Source organism: Streptomyces sp. NPDC127177, from assembly GCF_042672475.1.
GTDB lineage: Bacteria > Actinomycetota > Actinomycetes > Streptomycetales > Streptomycetaceae > Streptomyces.
This window is the reverse complement of sequence record NZ_JBHXUW010000032.1, coordinates 36,707-53,685: the sequence shown is the minus strand read 5'-3', so window position 1 is coordinate 53,685 and position 16,979 is coordinate 36,707. Positions and strand designations below refer to the sequence as shown.

Here is a 16,979-nt window from a genome sequence, read left to right as displayed (position 1 = left end):
GGGGGTCGTCGCGTCGGACCGTACGTGAACCCGGGGGGTTCGGGGGGCCGTCGCGTCGGACCGTACGTGGGAACCGGGAGTGCCGGGGCGCCCGACGTGGACGGCCCCCGGCGCCCCCTCCTCCGTCAGTCCGTGACGACCGGCTCCTGGAGCTCCGTCACCCACTTCGCCTCGTCCTCGGGGCACTCCAGGGTGATCTCACGGGCGTACCCCGCCGACCGGTAGTCGGAGGCGTCGATCCAGCGGGCCAGCGACTGGGAGGTCGGCAGGACGCCGTCCATCGAGCCCCGGTGCACGATGGTCGCCGCCTCGAACGGCGGCAGCTCGACCACCGTGACCCCGGTGTCGCCCAGCGGTCCCACCGGCGCGGAGACCGTCACCCCGGCATGGACGACGACCGCTCCGTCCCCGTCCGGGGCGTCCTCGTAACGCGCGATCCCGGGGCCCGTCGGGGTGAGGCCCGCCTCACCCAGCAGCGGGAACAGCCGCTCGTACAGCGGGCGGATCACCGGAGTGATCGCCTCCGGTTCGTACCCCCCGGCCACGCCGGTCAGCTCCGCGACCCGTACCGCAGGAACGCTCTTGACCACTACATCGTCCGCGGACATATGTCCCTCGCTCTCGATTGACCGGAGCCTCGCCTCGACCTGGGCCAGCCGTGCCGCCGCCGCGGCCATGGCCGCCTCCAGCTCCGACCGTCGCAGCCGCAGCATCCCGCGCAACTCCTCCGGGCCCACCTCCTCGTCCAGGACGGCCCGCACCTGCTGGAGCGTGAAGCCGAGGTCCTTGAGGGCGATGATCCGGTTGAGCCGGGCGAGCAGACCGGCACCGTAGTAGCGGTAGCCGGTCGTGGGGTCGATGCGGTCCGGACGCAGGAGCCCGACCGCGTCGTAATGGCGCAGCATGCGGGCCGACACCCGCCCGTGCCGGGCGAAATCTCCGATGGTGAACATGATGTCTCCGAGTGCACGGCTTCACACGGTGTCAAGGTCAAGCGCCGCGGCGTCCGGGATGCCGCCACCACAGGCAGGAGCCCCGCTCCTCCGCCGAAACGGGGGAGCGGGGCTCCTTGGGTACTGCATTACCGGCCGCGATCGGCCGACCCGGGCAACTAGGCCGGGGTGACGTTCTCAGCCTGCGGACCCTTGGGTCCCTGAGTGACGTCGAAGTTCACGACCTGGTTCTCCTCGAGGGAGCGGAACCCGGACGCGTTGATCGCGGAGTAGTGGACGAAGACATCCGGGCCGCCGCCGTCCTGGGCGATGAAGCCGAAGCCCTTTTCAGCGTTGAACCACTTGACGGTTCCGGTAGCCATAAGCCCTCCTTGGGCCAAAGGGTTGCCCTGCTCCAGAACCTGCAAAGAAGTCTGAAAACTACAAAAGCCTGCGGGTTACATGCTCCGCAGGCTCTGTACTGCAAGGGAAACCAAACTGCAACTTGGCGATGAGCCTAGCACGCAGCATGTGAGGAAGGGTAGAGGGAAAGATCACTTCACCCGGATGTTTGATTGCCGTGCGCTCGGGCGATCGGAGAGGCCCTTCGCGGCGCATCGGGAAGGCCTTGCGCGACGCATCCGGGAGCCCTCGCGCGCAGAGGCCGGGCAGCCATTCCGGGGACGTCCGGGAGAGGGATCGTGGGGCGCCGCGCGCCCCCGGTGGGGCCGTCGGCGGCCGGCAGGTCTAGCCTCGCGATGTGGACAATTCAACCGTCACCACCGTCGCAGGCGACGACCGTCGCAACCGGCCGCGCGTCGGCCACATCCAGTTCCTCAACTGCCTTCCCCTCTACTGGGGGCTGGCACGGACCGGGACCCTGCTCGACCTGGAGCTCTCGAAGGACACCCCGGAGAAGCTTAGCGAGCAGCTGATCAGGGGCGATCTGGACATCGGCCCCGTCACCCTCGTGGAGTTCCTCCGCAACGCCGACGACCTGGTCGCCTTCCCCGACATCGCGGTCGGTTGCGACGGCCCCGTCATGTCGTGCGTGATCGTGTCGCAGCGGCCCTTGGAGGACCTCGACCGGGCCCGGGTGGCGCTCGGCTCGACCTCCCGCACCTCCGTACGCCTGGCGCAGCTGCTGCTCGCCGAGCGGTACGGGGTGAACCCCGACTACTACACCTGTCCGCCCGACCTCGGCGTGATGATGCAGGAGGCGGACGCCGCCGTCCTCATCGGTGACGCCGCGCTGCGCGCCAACCTGCACGACGCCCCCCGGCTCGGGCTCCAGGTCCACGACCTGGGCGCGATGTGGAAGGAGTGGACGGGCCTGCCGTTCGTCTTCGCCGTCTGGGCCGCGCGCAAGGACTACCTGGCCGCCGAGCCCACCGCGGTGGCCAAGGTGCACGAGGCGTTCCTGGCCTCGCGGGACGTCTCCCTTGAGGAGGTCACCAAGGTCGCGGAGCAGGCCGCGCGCTGGGAGGCCTTCGACGCGGAGGTCCTGGAGCGCTACTTCACGACCCTCGACTTCCGCTTCGGGCCCGCGCAGCTGGCGGGCGTCCAGGAGTTCGCGCGCCGGACGGGTCCGACGACCGGGTTCGCGGCGGACGTGAACGTGGAGCTGCTCGGCGGCTGAGCGGACCGGACGGACCGGTGGAGTGGAATGCCCGCCCGGCATTCCACCCGTCGTCCCTTTCCGGGTTCTCGTGGTTCCCCGGGAACCCGCGTTCCCGTGTTCCCGCCTTCCCGGCAGGGAAATCGATTCGGGTGAATACGCGTTGAATGGCCGATTGGCGAGAGGCGCCGGGAGTACGTCCCCGATGCCTCCCGCCAATCGGCGATGCCTCCCGCCAATCGGCCTGTCAACCTCGGAACAGCACATTCACGCCCTTTTCCTGTGGTGAATGGCGCCGTTCGTTCCCTTGGGGGCGAAATCGGCGGATGGTTTCCCCTGTGACCCGATGACCTTCGCCTCTAGGCTTCGGTCGCAGGTCCGGCCGGTCCACAGGGGGAGTCCTTATATGCAGCCGCTGGAAGCCGGCGAACCGCTCAGCATCGGTGCCTACCGACTCCTCGGCAGACTCGGTGCCGGCGGCATGGGCCGCGTCTATCTGGGGCGCAGCGCCGGCGGTCGCACCGTCGCCGTCAAGGTCGTCCACCCGCACTTCGCGCTCGACGAGCAGTTCCGCGCCCGGTTCCGGCGCGAGGTGGACGCGGCACGGCGGATCGGCGCCCAGTGGACGGCGCCCGTACTCGACGCCGACCCGGACGCCCCCGTCCCATGGGTCGCCACCGGCTACGTGGCCGGGCCGCCGCTCTCCGCCGCCGTCATGGACCACGGCCCGCTGCCCGAACAGGCGGTACGCACCCTGGGCGCCGGGCTCGCCGAGGCGCTCGCCGCCGTCCACGGACAGGGCCTGATCCACCGGGACGTGAAGCCCTCCAACGTGCTGCTCGCCCTCGACGGCCCCCGCCTGATCGACTTCGGCATCGCCAGGGCCATCGACGCCACCGCCTCGCTCACCTCCACCGGGGTCTCCGTGGGCTCCCCCGGCTACATGGCCCCGGAGCAGATCCGGGGCCTGGAGATCTCGGGCGCCGCCGACGTCTTCTCGCTGGGCGCGGTCCTCGCGTACGCGGCCACCGGCGCCGCGCCCTTCCTCGGCGACTCGTCCGCCGTGCTCCTCTACAAGGTGGTGCACGAGGAGCCCGAACTGGGCGATCTGGAGGGCGGGCTGCGCGAGGTCGTCGCCTCCTGCCTGGCGAAGGACCCGGGGCGCCGGCCCACCCCGGCCGAGCTCGCCCGGCAGCTGGCGCCCGACGGTGCGGCGGCCCGGGTGGCGGCGGGCTGGCTGCCCGGCCCCCTGGTGCGCGAGGTCAGCCGGTCCGCGGTCGCACTCCTCGACCTGGAACCGCAGGACGCCCCCGTGCAGTCGGGCCCGGTGCCGTTCACCAACGCGTCGTTCGGGTTCAACGGGGGCCCCGGCCCCGGTGTGTTCGGCCCGCCCGTCGAACCGCATCCCTCGGCCGGTCCGACCCCGCCGCCGTATCCGCCCACCGCCGGGGCGGGCGCGGTGCCGGGCCGGCGCACACCCGATCCCCGGTTCTCCGTCGGCGTCAGCGCCGACTCCGGGCCGGGGCAGCGCGGCGGGCGCAGGATGAGCTGCACCGTCGCCCTCGCGGTGGCCGGCGCGCTCGCCGCGGTGACGGTCGGCAGCGCGTACCTCTTCGACCTGATGCCGGGCGGCAGCGGCTCCGACACCGCCGATCACGGCGACACCACCCCGACCTCGGGAGCCACCCCCTCGTCGAAGGAGCCCGCACCGGCCGGCTCTGCCACCGGCGGCCCCCAGCAGGTCACCGAGGTCCCCGATGGCTTCATCGGCACCTGGAAGGGACCGGTCACCGAGAAGACGAGCGGCCAGGCGCACGGCACACTCACCGCGGTGTTCAAGGCGGGGAAGAAGGGTGCCGACGTGGTTACGATGAACACGACGGTCTCCACCCTCGGCATCGAGGTCAGCTGCAACAGCATCGCCTCCCTCACCTCCGGCACCGGCAAGGAGCTGACGCTGCGCGAACGCGCCGATCCGGGCCGCCCCAGCACCAAGGGCCTGTGCACCAGCACCGTCGACGACGTCCACTTCACCCTCGCGGCCGACGGCACCCTGCGCTACCGGTCGGACGAGCGCGGCGCCGGACTTCCGTACGGCACGCTGACCCGGTCCGGCCGATGACCCGGAGCGGAGCTGGCGTACGCTGAACCGGACCGTAGATCCGTTGAAAAACCGCCGAAAGGTGACAGCCCGGTGACCGAGAAGGCCGACCTTCAGCCCATCCTCGACCGAGCCGCCGAGGGCGGTCGGATCACTCCGGAAGAGGCACTCGACCTCTACCGCTCGGCCCCCCTGCACGCGCTGGGCGCGGCGGCGGACGCCGTGCGCCGGCGCCGCTACGCCGGCACGGAGCACATCGCGACGTACATCATCGAGCGCAACATCAACTACACGAACGTGTGCGTCACGGCCTGCAAGTTCTGCGCGTTCTACGCCGCGCCCAAGGACACCGCCAAGGGCTGGTCCCGCGACCTCGACGACATCCTGCGCCGCTGCGCGGAGACGGTCGAGCTCGGCGGTACGCAGATCATGTTCCAGGGCGGGCACCACCCGGACTACGGCGTGGAGTACTACGAGGAGCACTTCTCCGCGATCAAGAAGGCGTTCCCGCAGCTGGTCATCCACTCGCTCGGCGCCTCCGAGATCGAGCACATGGCCCGTATCTCCGGCGTCTCCGCCGAGGAAGCCATCAGCCGCATCCACGCCGCGGGCCTCGACTCCTTCGCGGGCGCCGGCGCCGAGCTGCTGCCGGCCCGGCCGCGGACCGCGATCGCCCCGCTCAAGGAGTCCGGCGAGCGCTGGCTGGAGATCATGGAGATCGCCCACCGCCTCGGTGTCGAGTCCACCTCCACCATGCTGATGGGCACCGGCGAGACCAACGCCGAGCGCATCGAGCACCTGAGCATGATCCGCGACGTGCAGGACCGCACCGGCGGATTCCGCGCCTTCATCCCGTACACCTACCAGCCGGAGAACAACAAGCTGAAGGGACAGACGCAGGCCACGCTCTTCGAGTACCTGCGGATGATCGCCATCGCCCGGCTCTTCCTGGACAACGTCGCCCACATCCAGGGCTCCTGGCTCACCACGGGCAAGGAGGTCGGCCAGCTGTCGCTGCACTACGGCGCGGACGACCTCGGCTCGATCATGCTGGAGGAGAACGTCGTCTCCTCCGCCGGTGCCAAGCACCGCTCCAACCGCCTGGAGATCATCGACCTGATCCGCAAGGCGGACCGGGTACCGGCCCAGCGCGCCACCACCTACGAGCACCTCGTCGTGCACGACGACCCGGCGAACGACCCGGTCGACGAGCGCGTCGTCTCGCACATCTCGTCCACCGCGATCGAGGGCGGCACCGCCCACCCGGAGCTCAAGCTCCTCAACGCCAACTGACCCCGTCGTGCTGACCGTTCACGCCGCGCCGCTGGTCCTTCCGGTCGGCGCGGCGGCCGTCGAGCGGGGCGCGGTGGCCGTGGACGGGGACCGGGTAGTCGCCATCGGCCCGTACGAGGAGGTCGCCGCCGCCCATCCGGCGGCGCGGGTAAGGCAGTGGCCCGGCGTCATCACGCCCGGCCTCCGGCAGCGCAGGGCCGCGTGGCTGCTCACCCGCTGCTACCACCCCGACCCGCGCGAGGCGGACGAGCTCGGCACCGAGCCGCTGACGGGCGAGGCGTTCGCACGGCTGGCGGGGGAGCTGGACGCGACCCGGTGGGCCGGCAGCGTACGGCGAGGGCTCCAGCAGATGCTGCGGTACGGCACGACGCATGTCACCGGCCCGTTCCACGACCCGGCCGTGCGTACCGCCGTATCCCGCTCCGGCCTCGTCGAGGTGCCCGCCACCGCGGCGCCCGGCGGCGGAGCGGAGCTGGACCCGTTCGCCGGGGGCCGCGATCTGGCGGGCTCCGTGCACACCCCGCTCACCGTCGACTCCCGCGCCGACCTCGCGGTCTTCGACGTTCCCGACGAGGAGGCGCTCGTGGCCACGGGGGCGGCGTCCTGCGTGGTCACCGTCCTCGCCGGACGGCTCGTGCACCGCAGGCGCTGAGCGCCACGCCTGTCCCGGGAAACCTCTCAGGGAACCGAAGGGCCGCCCAGGTACTTGCCCTTGGCGTCGTAGGGCCAGGCGTTGGAGACGCATCCCTTGAGTCCGTATATCTGCTGCATCATGGCGGGGGCGGGGCGTCCCTTGCCGGGGCAGTCCTCGTGTCCGTGGCCGAGCCAGTGGCCGACCTCGTGGTTGATGATGAGGGCCCGGTAGTCGGCGAGCGGCCCGTGGAATTCCGGTGAACCGGTCTGCCAGCGCTTGAGGTTGACCATGACGACCGCGCCGACGCGGCAGTTGACCTCGCCGTGGGTGTCGAGCCCGCTCTGCCCGCAGATCTTGTCGGTCGTCTCGGGCGATGCGATACGGATCACCAGCCCCGCCGGACGCTTCGAGATCTGGCGGAAGGTCTGCGCGCCGTGGTGCGTCCAGCCCCGTGGCGCGGTCAGGATGCGGGTGACCTCGCCGGCGGCCGTATCCGCGTCCAGTCCCGAACCGTCCTCCACCTCGACCCGGTAGGTACGGCCCCCGCTCCCGCTGTCCGAGGCGTTCGCACGGGCGATGGCGAAGGAGGCCGACGGGCCCCCGCCCGCGTGCTCGCTCTTCCAGCGCAGACCCGCCACTACGGCCGCCACCAGTACGACCGGAACGACCGCCATGACGAACAGCCGGTTCCGGCCACGCCCCCGCTGCCCCCGCCGAGATATGCCCGATTCGGACATTCCGCTCCCCTCCCCAGTACTTAGGTGTCCCCTGCACCCCTCTGTGAAGACTCTTTTCGGCGCCGATTGGTTCAGTCCACTCGTGGGCGGACCGGCGGGGCGGGTGGCGAGGCGGATGCCGGGGACGGTCTCAGGGGACCGAAGGGCCGCCCAGGTACTTGCCCTTGGCGTCGTAGGGCCAGGCGTTGGAGACGCATCCCTTGAGTCCGTATATCTGCTGCATCATGGCGGGGGCGGGGCGTCCCTTGCCGGGGCAGTCCTCGTGTCCGTGGCCGAGCCAGTGGCCGACCTCGTGGTTGATGATGAGGGCCCGGTAGTCGGCGAGGGGCCCGTCGAACTCGGGTGAACCGGTCTGCCAGCGCTTGAGGTTGACCATCACGTCGACACCGACGCGGCAGTTGACCTCACCGTGGGTGTCGAGCCCGCTCTGCCCGCAGATCTTGTCGGTCGTCGCCGCGGTGGCGATACGGATCACCAGGCCGGCCGAGCCCTCCGACACCTGGTGGAACGTGTGGGCCCCGCCGTGCGCCCAGCCGCGCGGGGCGGCCAGGATGTCGGCGACCTGTGCGGCGGCCTTGTCCGGGTCGACGCCCGTACCGTCCTCCACCTCCACCCGGTACGCGTTGCCCCCACCCGATGTGACACCCGCACGGGCGACCGTGAAGGTGCCGGGCCCCGACGCGGGAATGGTGCGGTGACCGGACCCGGCGCCCGGACTCGAACCGGCCTTGGGCGTCGGCCTGCCGCTGCCCCCGGCCTTGCGGCCTGCCCCGGACGTCGAATCGGGGCCGGGGGCCGTGGCGGGCGGGAGAGCGGTGGAACCGGTCGGTCCGGCCGCGGCCGCAGCGGCCGGCAGATCGTCCCCGCCGGACCACAGGGGAGCGGCCAGCACGGCGATGCCGACCAGTGCCGTCGGCACCAGGACCGCGACCAGCACCCGTATCCGGCCGCGTCTGCGCCGCTCCTGCCGTGCGCGCCGCCGGGTTCCCCGGCCGCGCTGCTGTCTCTTCTGCCGCGACACCTCAGTCGGCACGTTCGGCGGACTCCTTCGTCTCCATCGGATGGGTGTCCGCGTACTCCACGAGGTCCAGGAACCTGCCGTCCCCGGCGACCGCCAGCAGTTGTTGAACGGTGACGGGGGCCGACACCATCGTGGCGGTGTCCCCGTCCACCGAGAGCATGACGGTGCTGTCGCCGAACGAGAAGCGGACAACGGTGTTGTGGATGGACCGCGAGCGCCGGGTGTGGGAGACCGCCGTGACGGCCTGCGCCTTGATCCCGCCGGGAAGCGTCGCCCTCCGGCACCGCAGCTTCTTGTCCGGGTCGTCGCGGCACGGCGATTCGTACGGGACGGCGCCGCCCGGAGTGCCCCGGCGCCGTACCGAGAGGACGACGGGGAAGACCTCGCCGTCCGTACCGCCCTGATACCGGCTGACCGCGAGGTCCACCGGGCGGACCGGGCCGAACTCCCGCGGCAGCAGCTCGCCGAGAACCGCCGAGGTCTCCTCCTGGAAGTCCTCCTGCCGGGCCCGTTCGGCGTCCGGCAGGTCCGCCATGGACGACTGGCCGGGGGACGGCTCGATGTGTACGCGGGCGGGGGCGGGAGTGTCGGTGGGGGCGGACGAAGCGGTCGTGCCGGGCCTGTGCGACGGTGGGTCCGACGGGCGGGGCGAGGGCGGGACGCCCGTACTCCGCGCGGCGGCGGACCAGGTCCCCGCCGGTTCCGTCTGCCCGCCCCCGCTCCACAGCGGCAGGAGCGCACCGAGGACACCCACCGCCACCACACCCGTCACCCCCGCCCCGATGGCCGCGCGGGCCCGCGCCCGGCGGCTGCGGCCCTGGACCAGGGCGTCGGGCACCAGGTCGGGCACGGCCGGCGCACCGTCCGTCGCCTGTTCCATGGCCGCCCTGATGAGCAGCGTCTCGGCCTCCTCGTCCGGGGCCCGGCGGGGAAAGCGGTCCGAAGACATGTCCACGACGGTTCTCCTCAGCTTCGGGTGGTGTAGAGGTGTGCGTCGCCCAGTCGCGTACGCAGCGTGGCGAGGGAGCGCGAGCACTGGCTCTTGACGGTGGACTGACTGCACCGCAGCAGTTCCGCGACCGTCTCCACGCTCAGGTCCTCCCAGTAGCGCAGCACGACCATCGCCCGTGCGCGCGGAGGCAGTTCGGCGAGGGCGGCCAGCAGGGTGACGGTGAGTTCGGGGCCGACCGCGGGCGCGTGGGCGGCGATCGGCGTATGGGCCCGGAAGTCCCGCAGCCGGCGACGGCGCTCGGCGATGTAGGTACGCGTCAGCACCGTACGGGCGTAGGCGTCCGGATGGTCGGCTGCGCTCGCCCGGTGCCAGTGCTGGAAGAGCTTCGCCAGCGTCGTCTGGGTCAGATCGCGGGCGCTCTCCGCGTCACCGCACAGCAGATACGCGGTCCGGTACAGACGTCGCTGGCTCGCACGGGCGAACTCCTCGAAGCCGGTGGCGTCCTGGCTGTGTCCGGCGGTCATCCAGCCCCCTCTGCGGTCCGTCGGCGGTCTCTCCTCCTGTTACTGAGAGCCGACCGGCCGGAAAGGTTGAAGCCGATCCGAAATCCGTCTCCATCTCCGTCTCCGTCTCCCGGATCGTCCGGCTCCCGGATTCCGGGACGGGAAACCAGGCCGCAGCGCCATCGGCCCGCCGCCTCGCCCCCGCGCGGCGGGCCCGCCACGGTGCGGCAGGGCCGGACTGCTTGAATGGGCGGGTGACCCGAGCCTCCCTGGACAAGCAGCCGCACGAAGTCGCCTCGATGTTCGACGACGTGGCGGCGAACTACGACCTGACCAACGACGTGCTCTCGCTCGGCCAGGCGCGGCTGTGGCGCAAGGAGGTCGCGAAGGCGGTGCACGCCCGGCCCGCGGAGAAGGTCCTCGACCTGGCCGCCGGGACCGCGACCTCCTCGCTGCCGTTCGCCGCCACCGGCGCGTACGTCGTGCCGTGCGACTTCTCCATCGGCATGCTCCAGGAGGGCAAGAAGCGCAACTCCTGGCTGCCCTTCACCGCGGGCGACGCGACGCGGCTGCCGTTCCGCGACGAGACGTTCGACGCGGTGACGATCTCCTTCGGGCTGCGCAACGTCCAGGACACGGACGAGGCGCTGCGCGAGCTGTACCGGGTGACGAAGCCGGGCGGCCGGGTCGTCATCTGCGAGTTCTCCCAGCCGGTCTGGACGCCGTTCCGGACCGTCTACACCGAGTACCTGATGCGGGCCCTGCCGCCGGTGGCGCGCGCGGTGTCGTCCAACCCCGACGCGTACGTCTATCTCGCCGAATCGATCCGCGCCTGGCCCGACCAGGCCGGCCTCGCGGCCAGGCTCCAGCAGGCCGGCTGGTCCGAGGTCGCCTGGCGCAACCTCACCGGCGGAGTGGTGGCACTGCACCGGGGCGTACGCGCCTGACGCGCGGGCGGGGCCCCCGGCCGCGCGCAAGCGCTCCGGCGCGAGGCGCGATCGACATCGGGGAGCCCTCCGGGGGCCGGCCGACAGGCCCCCATAGACTGCCTTGGCCATGTGCCGCGTGGCACGCGAATTCGAGTCTCCGGGAGAGCCGACCGTGACCGAGCCCCTGTCCGAACACAGCGCGGATGTGATCGTCGTCGGGGCAGGCCCAGCCGGCTCCGCGACCGCCTACCACCTCGCCCAGGCCGGACTCGACGTCCTCCTCCTGGAGAAGACCGCCTTCCCGCGCGAGAAGGTCTGCGGCGACGGCCTGACACCGCGCGCCACCAAGCAGCTCGTCTCCATGGGCATCGACATCTCCGAAGAGGCCGGCTGGCTGCGCAACAAGGGCCTGCGCATCATCGGCGGCGGCGTGCGGCTCCAGCTGGACTGGCCGGACCTCGCCTCGTACCCGGACTACGGACTGGTCCGCAAGCGCGACGACTTCGACGAGCAGCTGGCCCGCCAGGCGCAGAAGGGCGGCGCCCGGCTGTACGAGCGCTGCAACGTCGGCGCCCCGATCACCGACCCCCGCACCGGCCGGATCACCGGCGTGCACGCGAAGCTCGGCGAGGAGAAGACCCCGGTCACCTTCCACGCCCCGCTCGTCGTCGCCGCGGACGGCAACTCCACCCGGCTCTCCCTCGCGATGGGTCTGCACCGGCGCGAGGACCGCCCGATGGGCGTCGCGGTCCGTACGTACTTCACCTCGCCCCGCCACGACGACGACTACCTGGAGTCCTGGCTGGAACTGTGGGACCGCCGGGGCGCCGAGGACCGGCTGCTGCCCGGTTACGGCTGGATCTTCGGCATGGGCGACGGCACCTCCAACGTCGGCCTCGGCATCCTCAACTCCTCCTCCGCCTTCAAGGAGCTGGACTGGCGCGAGGTCCTCAAGGCGTGGTGCGCGTCCATGCCGGAGGACTGGGGCTACACCCCGGAGAACATGACGATGCCGATCCGCGGCGCCGCCCTCCCGATGGCCTTCAACCGCCAGCCGCACTACACCAAGGGGCTGCTGCTCGTCGGTGACGCGGGCGGCATGGTCAACCCGTTCAACGGGGAGGGCATCGCCTACGCCATGGAGTCGGGCCAGATCGCCGCGGACGTCATCATCCAGGCCCACGCCCGCGCGACCCCGGCCCAGCGCGAACTGGCCCTGAACAACTACCCGAAGGTGCTCAAGGAGACCTACGGCGGCTACTACACGATGGGCCGCGCCTTCGTGAAGCTGATCGGCAACCCGAAGGTCATGAAGGTCGCCACCCAGCGCGGCCTGACGCACCCGCTGCTGATGAAGTTCACCCTGAAGATGCTCGCCAACCTCACCGACCCGACGGGCGGCGACGCGATGGACCGCATCATCAACGGGCTGACGAAGGTGGCTCCGCGGTCCTAGGGCGTGTTCTGAAGGCAGCGCCGTACACGAGCCCATGACGAAGGGCCGCGGCTCCCGAGCGGGGGAGCCACGGCCCTTCGATGTGCGCCGCGAGGCGCTTGTGAATCCGAGAACTCAGAGCACGGGGCTCGGAGCACGGAACTCAGAGGACGCGGACCGCGCCCGTCGGCATGTCGTAGTCCAGGGGGCGCTGCACCACACCGGTCGAGGAGTTCTGCGCGCCGACGAACTGGCCGCCGCCCACGTAGACGCCCACGTGGTACGCGCTGCCCGCGCCGCCCCAGTAGAGGATGTCGCCCGGCTGGAGGTTGCTGAGCGAGACCTGGGTGCCCGCGGTCGACTGGCTCTGCGAGACGCGCGGCAGGTCGACGCCCACCGTGCGGAACGCGGCCTGGACGAGGCCGGAGCAGTCCCACGAGTTGGGGCCGGTGCCGCCGGAGACGTACGCGTCGCCGACCTGCGCCTGGACGAACGAGATCACGGAGGCCGCGGAGCCGGTGGCGGAGGAGGAGACCGGGGCCGAGGTGGTCGACGCCGAGGAGCCCGTGGAGGCGCTGAGCGTGGTGCGCTCGGCGGAGCGGGAGGCGCGCTCGGCGGCCTCCGCCTTGGCCTTGGCCTTCGCGGCGGCCTCGGCCTTCTTCTTGGCCTCTGCCTTGCGGACGGCCTCGGCCTTGGCCTTCTTGGCGGCCTTGGCGGCGGTTGTGGCCGCCGCGTCCTCGTTGGCCTGCGTCTCCAGGTCCAGGGCGACCTGCTGCGTGGCCTCGGCGGACGCCGCGACGGTGGTGGAGAGCCCGGCCGTGATGGTGGGCATCTCGATGGTCTGGGTCACCGGCTCGGCCTGGGCCGGACCGGCAGCGCCTGCGACCGCGATGGTGCTGAGGACGCCACCGGCAACTCCGGCCCGCAGCGCCGTCTTCGAGGCGTTTCGGCGGGGCTTCCGGTGGCTGGGTATGAGAGCGGTTTGGGACATGGGTACTAGCGCTATCAGGGCCTCAGGGGTCCCATCAAGAAACGTGTGTTGCGACACAATTACGTTCGGAATCTGTGAATCCGCTTTCTGGCGGCCTTTATTGACGCCGTAACGGGCAAATCGGGCAGCCGTGATCATGGTCGTGATCACGGGTTATCGGCAATACGCCCGAATTGCCCGTCACCTACCATCCGTTCACACTGTTGGCCAAGCCCGCTTATGTGGGGTGGTGGGGTGAGTGACGCAGGTCACGGCATGGTCTCGGCGTGACGGGCATACGAGCACCTCGCGCGAGAGGGGTGGAGCGGAGGGGGAGCCGGCGTCGCCGGCGGAGGGGGAACTGCTGCCGCTCGTCCGTCAATTCGCCCGTTAAAGCTCCGATGTCGCGAAGCGTCCGCTTCGTGCTCCGTGGACCCCCGGTCCGGGCGGGGCGACGCGCCCCAGACCGGGGCACATCCCTGTATCACCGCATCACGTCCATCGCCAATTTGGCTGTTGGCGCTGTGGCTTGATAGAGCAACACGTCTTTGACCAGCGATGACAGGGGTGAATGTCACCTCTCGTGATCACTCGGCCGCTTCGCGTACGAAGATCACCGCTCATCCGACTTCATGATCGTTCGTCAGGTGGTGGAGATCACAAAGGCGTTGTCGTACCCCGTGTCGCAGATCACAGGACGGCGGGCATAGGATGCGGGGCAGTCGGGCTTGTGAACTGCCTCACATGTGCACGATCTTGGTGAGGTGGCGAGCCAGGTCGCCCGATGCGGTCCAACGGTCAAGGACGACTGGAAGGAGCGAGGAGCGTGAATGCCTACGCGCCCATCCTCGTGCTCGGCGCCCTCGGGGCAGGGTTTGCGATCTTCTCCGTGGTCAGTGCCACGCTTATCGGCCCCAAGCGGTACAACCGGGCAAAGCTCGAAGCGTACGAGTGCGGTATCGAACCCACACCCACTCCGGCCGGCGGCGGTCGCTTCCCCATCAAGTACTACCTGACGGCGATGCTCTTCATCGTCTTCGACATCGAGATCGTCTTCCTCTATCCCTGGGCCGTCACCTTCGACGCCCTCGGGATTTTCGGGCTCGTCGAGATGCTGATCTTCGTGCTCACCGTCTTCGTCGCCTACGCGTATGTATGGCGTCGCGGCGGCCTGGAATGGGACTGAGGGGCTGAGGGGCACATATGGGACTCGAAGAGAAGCTGCCGAGCGGCTTCGTGCTGACCACTGTCGAGCAGGCCGCCGGCTGGGTGCGGAAGTCATCCGTCTTCCCGGCCACCTTCGGCCTCGCCTGCTGCGCCATCGAGATGATGACGACCGGGGCCGGGCGCTACGACCTGGCCCGGTTCGGGATGGAGGTCTTCCGCGGATCGCCCCGGCAGGCGGACCTGATGATCGTGGCAGGGCGGGTCAGCCAGAAGATGGCGCCCGTCCTGCGGCAGGTCTACGACCAGATGCCGAACCCCAAGTGGGTCATCTCCATGGGGGTTTGCGCGTCATCGGGCGGGATGTTCAATAATTACGCCATTGTTCAGGGTGTTGATCATATTGTCCCGGTTGATATCTATTTGCCTGGCTGCCCGCCGCGGCCGGAGATGCTGATCGACGCGATCCTCAAGCTCCACCAGAAGATCCAGGGCTCCAAGCTCGGGGTCAACGCGGAGGAGGCCGCCCGCGAGGCGGAGGAAGCGGCGCTCAACGCACTGCCCCTGATCGAGATGAAGGGGCTGCTGCGATGAGTGACCAGGAGCAGAGCGCCAACGGCGTTCCCGCCCCGCGCGACGAGACCGGCGAGGTCATCGGCGTACGCAGGGGCATGTTCGGCGCGAACAACGGCGGCGACACCTCCGGCTACGGCGGACTCGTCCGCACGGTCACCCTGCCGGGCGCCACCTCGCGCCCGTACGGCGGCTGGTTCGACGAGGTGGCCGACGAACTCGAAGGCGCCCTGGAGGAACAGGGGCTGCTCCCCGACAGCGCCATCGAGAAGACCGTCGTGGACCGCGGCGAGCTCACCTTCCACATCGCCCGCGAGCACCTGCCCACCGTGGCCCGGACCCTGCGCGACGACCCGGCACTGCGCTTCGAGCTCTGTACGGGGGTGAGCGGCGTCCACTTCCTCGGTGACAAGGGACGCGAACTGCACGCCGTCTACCACCTGCGGTCCCTCACCCACGGCCGGCTCATCCGGCTGGAGGTGTCCGCACCGGACAGCGATCCGCACGTTCCGTCGCTCGTCGCGGTCTACCCGACCAACGACTGGCACGAGCGCGAGACCTACGACTTCTTCGGGCTCGTATTCGACGGGCACCCCGCCCTCACCCGGATCATGATGCCGGACGACTGGCAGGGCTTCCCGCAGCGCAAGGACTACCCGCTCGGCGGCATCGCCATCGAGTACAAGGGCGCCCAGATCCCGTCTCCGGACCAGCGGAGGTCGTACTCCTGATGACCACTCCCCACTCCCACCCGTCGCCCGGCCACCACCCCTCCGGGACGCACCTCTCGAATGCCCGGGCCACGACCGAGGGGACTGTATATACAGTCACCGGCGGCGACTGGGACGAGGTCGTCGAATCCGCGGCCGCCTCCGACGACGAGCGCATCATCGTCAACATGGGGCCCCAGCACCCGTCCACCCACGGAGTGCTCCGGCTCATCCTGGAGATCGACGGCGAGACCGTCACCGAGGCCCGCTGCGGCATCGGTTACCTCCACACCGGCATCGAGAAGAACCTCGAATTCCGGAACTGGACGCAGGGCACCACCTTCGTCACGCGCATGGACTACCTGACGCCGTTCTTCAACGAGACGGCCTACTGCCTGGGGGTGGAGAAGCTCCTCGGCATCGAGGACCAGATCCCCGACCGGGCCACCGTCCTGCGCGTGCTGCTGATGGAGCTCAACCGGCTCTCCTCGCACCTGGTGTGCATCGCCACCGGCGGCATGGAGCTCGGCGCCACGACGATCATGATCTACGGCTTCCGCGATCGTGAACTCGTTCTCGATCTCTTCGAGCTGATCACCGGCCTGCGGATGAACCACGCGTTCGTCCGGCCCGGCGGACTCGCCCAGGACCTGCCCCCGGGCACGGTCGACCAGCTGCGCGAGTTCGTGAAGACCATGAAGAAGAACCTGCCGGAGTACGACAAGCTCGCCACCGGCAACCCCATCTTCAAGGCCCGCATGCAGGACGTCGGCTACCTCGACCTGGCCGGCTGCATGGCCCTCGGCGCCACCGGCCCCGTCCTGCGCTCCGCCGGACTCCCGCACGACCTGCGCAAGACCGACCCCTACTGCGGGTACGAGAACTACGAGTTCGACGTCCCCACGGCGGACAGCTGCGACTCCTACGGACGCTTCCTCATCAGGCTCGAGGAGATGCGCCAGTCGCTGCGGATCATCGAGCAGTGCATCGACCGGCTCGAGCCGGGACCGGTCATGGTCGCCGACAAGAAGATCGCCTGGCCCGCGCAGCTCGCGCTCGGACCGGACGGACTCGGCAACTCGCTCGACCACATCAGGAAGATCATGGGGACCTCCATGGAGGCCCTGATCCACCACTTCAAGCTGGTGACCGAGGGCTTCCGGGTCCCGGCCGGGCAGGCGTACACCGCGGTCGAGTCGCCCAAGGGCGAACTCGGCGTGCACGTCGTCTCCGACGGCGGCACCCGCCCCTACCGGGTCCACTTCCGCGACCCGTCCTTCACCAATCTGCAGGCCATGGCGGCGATGTGCGAGGGCGGCCAGGTGGCCGACGTCATCGTCGCCGTCGCGTCCATCGACCCCGTGATGGGAGGCGTCGACCGGTGACCGAAGCACGTCAGGAAGTCAG

Annotated in this window: 17 protein-coding genes; 10 read left to right on the top strand and 7 right to left on the bottom strand. The window is 70.3% G+C overall.

Going from position 1 to position 16,979, the window contains the following annotated elements; translation table 11 throughout:
- Positions 1-125: 125 nt before the first annotated feature.
- Both ACFVJX_RS20670 and ACFVJX_RS20665 read right to left on the bottom strand, forming a co-directional pair.
- The gene (locus ACFVJX_RS20670; RefSeq protein ID WP_384130798.1) at positions 126-953 is read right to left on the bottom strand and encodes a MerR family transcriptional regulator; all 828 of its coding nucleotides are present in this window, start codon (positions 951-953) and stop codon (positions 126-128) included.
- A 158-nt stretch (positions 954-1,111) separates the two neighbouring features.
- Complete coding sequence (locus tag ACFVJX_RS20665; protein WP_003967102.1) at positions 1,112-1,315, bottom strand: cold-shock protein; 204 nt, start codon at positions 1,313-1,315, stop codon at positions 1,112-1,114.
- Positions 1,316-1,692: 377 nt separating this feature from the next.
- Between ACFVJX_RS20665 and ACFVJX_RS20660 the strand changes: the two genes are divergently transcribed.
- The 4 genes from ACFVJX_RS20660 to ACFVJX_RS20645 all read left to right on the top strand — a co-directional run bounded on the left by ACFVJX_RS20660 (position 1,693) and on the right by ACFVJX_RS20645 (position 6,596).
- On the top strand, positions 1,693-2,571 hold the full coding sequence (locus ACFVJX_RS20660) for a menaquinone biosynthetic enzyme MqnA/MqnD family protein (RefSeq protein ID WP_384130796.1): 879 nt from the start codon (positions 1,693-1,695) through the stop codon (positions 2,569-2,571).
- Positions 2,572-2,956: 385 nt separating this feature from the next.
- Positions 2,957-4,672, top strand: coding sequence for a serine/threonine-protein kinase (locus tag ACFVJX_RS20655; RefSeq protein WP_384130793.1), 1,716 nt, complete (start codon positions 2,957-2,959; stop codon positions 4,670-4,672).
- A gap of 72 nt (positions 4,673-4,744) precedes the next feature.
- Positions 4,745-5,944, top strand: coding sequence for a cyclic dehypoxanthinyl futalosine synthase (mqnC, locus tag ACFVJX_RS20650; protein WP_384130790.1), 1,200 nt, complete (start codon positions 4,745-4,747; stop codon positions 5,942-5,944).
- Between the two features lie 7 nt (positions 5,945-5,951).
- The gene (locus ACFVJX_RS20645) at positions 5,952-6,596 is read left to right on the top strand and encodes a hypothetical protein (RefSeq protein WP_384130787.1); all 645 of its coding nucleotides are present in this window, start codon (positions 5,952-5,954) and stop codon (positions 6,594-6,596) included.
- Positions 6,597-6,622: 26 nt separating this feature from the next.
- Here ACFVJX_RS20645 and ACFVJX_RS20640 read toward each other — a convergent pair whose 3' ends face one another.
- The 4 genes from ACFVJX_RS20640 to ACFVJX_RS20625 all read right to left on the bottom strand — a co-directional run bounded on the left by ACFVJX_RS20640 (position 6,623) and on the right by ACFVJX_RS20625 (position 9,812).
- Positions 6,623-7,252: a DUF3152 domain-containing protein gene (locus tag ACFVJX_RS20640; protein ID WP_384130784.1), complete on the bottom strand. Its 630-nt coding sequence runs from the start codon at positions 7,250-7,252 to the stop codon at positions 6,623-6,625.
- Positions 7,253-7,445: 193 nt separating this feature from the next.
- The gene (locus ACFVJX_RS20635) at positions 7,446-8,348 is read right to left on the bottom strand and encodes a DUF3152 domain-containing protein (protein ID WP_384130781.1); all 903 of its coding nucleotides are present in this window, start codon (positions 8,346-8,348) and stop codon (positions 7,446-7,448) included.
- On the bottom strand, positions 8,338-9,285 hold the full coding sequence (locus tag ACFVJX_RS20630) for a hypothetical protein (RefSeq protein WP_384130840.1): 948 nt from the start codon (positions 9,283-9,285) through the stop codon (positions 8,338-8,340). The genes ACFVJX_RS20635 and ACFVJX_RS20630 overlap by 11 nt, the downstream gene beginning before the upstream one ends.
- A gap of 17 nt (positions 9,286-9,302) precedes the next feature.
- Positions 9,303-9,812, bottom strand: a complete 510-nt coding sequence (locus ACFVJX_RS20625; protein ID WP_384130778.1) for a SigE family RNA polymerase sigma factor — start codon at positions 9,810-9,812, stop codon at positions 9,303-9,305.
- 233 nt (positions 9,813-10,045) lie between these two features.
- Here ACFVJX_RS20625 and ACFVJX_RS20620 point away from each other — a divergent pair, with 233 nt between their 5' ends.
- Complete coding sequence (locus ACFVJX_RS20620; RefSeq protein ID WP_384130776.1) at positions 10,046-10,738, top strand: demethylmenaquinone methyltransferase; 693 nt, start codon at positions 10,046-10,048, stop codon at positions 10,736-10,738.
- Positions 10,739-10,892: 154 nt separating this feature from the next.
- Entirely contained in the window at positions 10,893-12,176 is a 1,284-nt protein-coding gene (locus ACFVJX_RS20615; protein WP_384130774.1) for a geranylgeranyl reductase family protein, read from the top strand.
- Positions 12,177-12,318: 142 nt separating this feature from the next.
- Here ACFVJX_RS20615 and ACFVJX_RS20610 read toward each other — a convergent pair whose 3' ends face one another.
- Positions 12,319-13,146, bottom strand: a complete 828-nt coding sequence (locus tag ACFVJX_RS20610) for a C40 family peptidase (RefSeq protein ID WP_384130771.1) — start codon at positions 13,144-13,146, stop codon at positions 12,319-12,321.
- Between the two features lie 805 nt (positions 13,147-13,951).
- On the opposite strand from ACFVJX_RS20610, the gene ACFVJX_RS20605 reads away from it, so the two are divergent.
- From ACFVJX_RS20605 to ACFVJX_RS20590, 4 genes are read left to right on the top strand one after another with little or no spacing between them, the layout of a single operon-like run.
- Entirely contained in the window at positions 13,952-14,311 is a 360-nt protein-coding gene (locus ACFVJX_RS20605) for an NADH-quinone oxidoreductase subunit A (RefSeq protein WP_136328529.1), read from the top strand.
- Positions 14,312-14,328: 17 nt separating this feature from the next.
- On the top strand, positions 14,329-14,883 hold the full coding sequence (locus ACFVJX_RS20600) for an NADH-quinone oxidoreductase subunit B family protein (RefSeq protein WP_024491742.1): 555 nt from the start codon (positions 14,329-14,331) through the stop codon (positions 14,881-14,883).
- Positions 14,880-15,593, top strand: a complete 714-nt coding sequence (locus tag ACFVJX_RS20595) for an NADH-quinone oxidoreductase subunit C (protein WP_384130766.1) — start codon at positions 14,880-14,882, stop codon at positions 15,591-15,593. Before ACFVJX_RS20600 ends, ACFVJX_RS20595 begins: the two co-directional genes overlap by 4 nt.
- Complete coding sequence (locus tag ACFVJX_RS20590; protein ID WP_384130763.1) at positions 15,593-16,957, top strand: NADH-quinone oxidoreductase subunit D; 1,365 nt, start codon at positions 15,593-15,595, stop codon at positions 16,955-16,957. The genes ACFVJX_RS20595 and ACFVJX_RS20590 overlap by 1 nt, the downstream gene beginning before the upstream one ends.
- Positions 16,958-16,979: the final 22 nt, after the last annotated feature.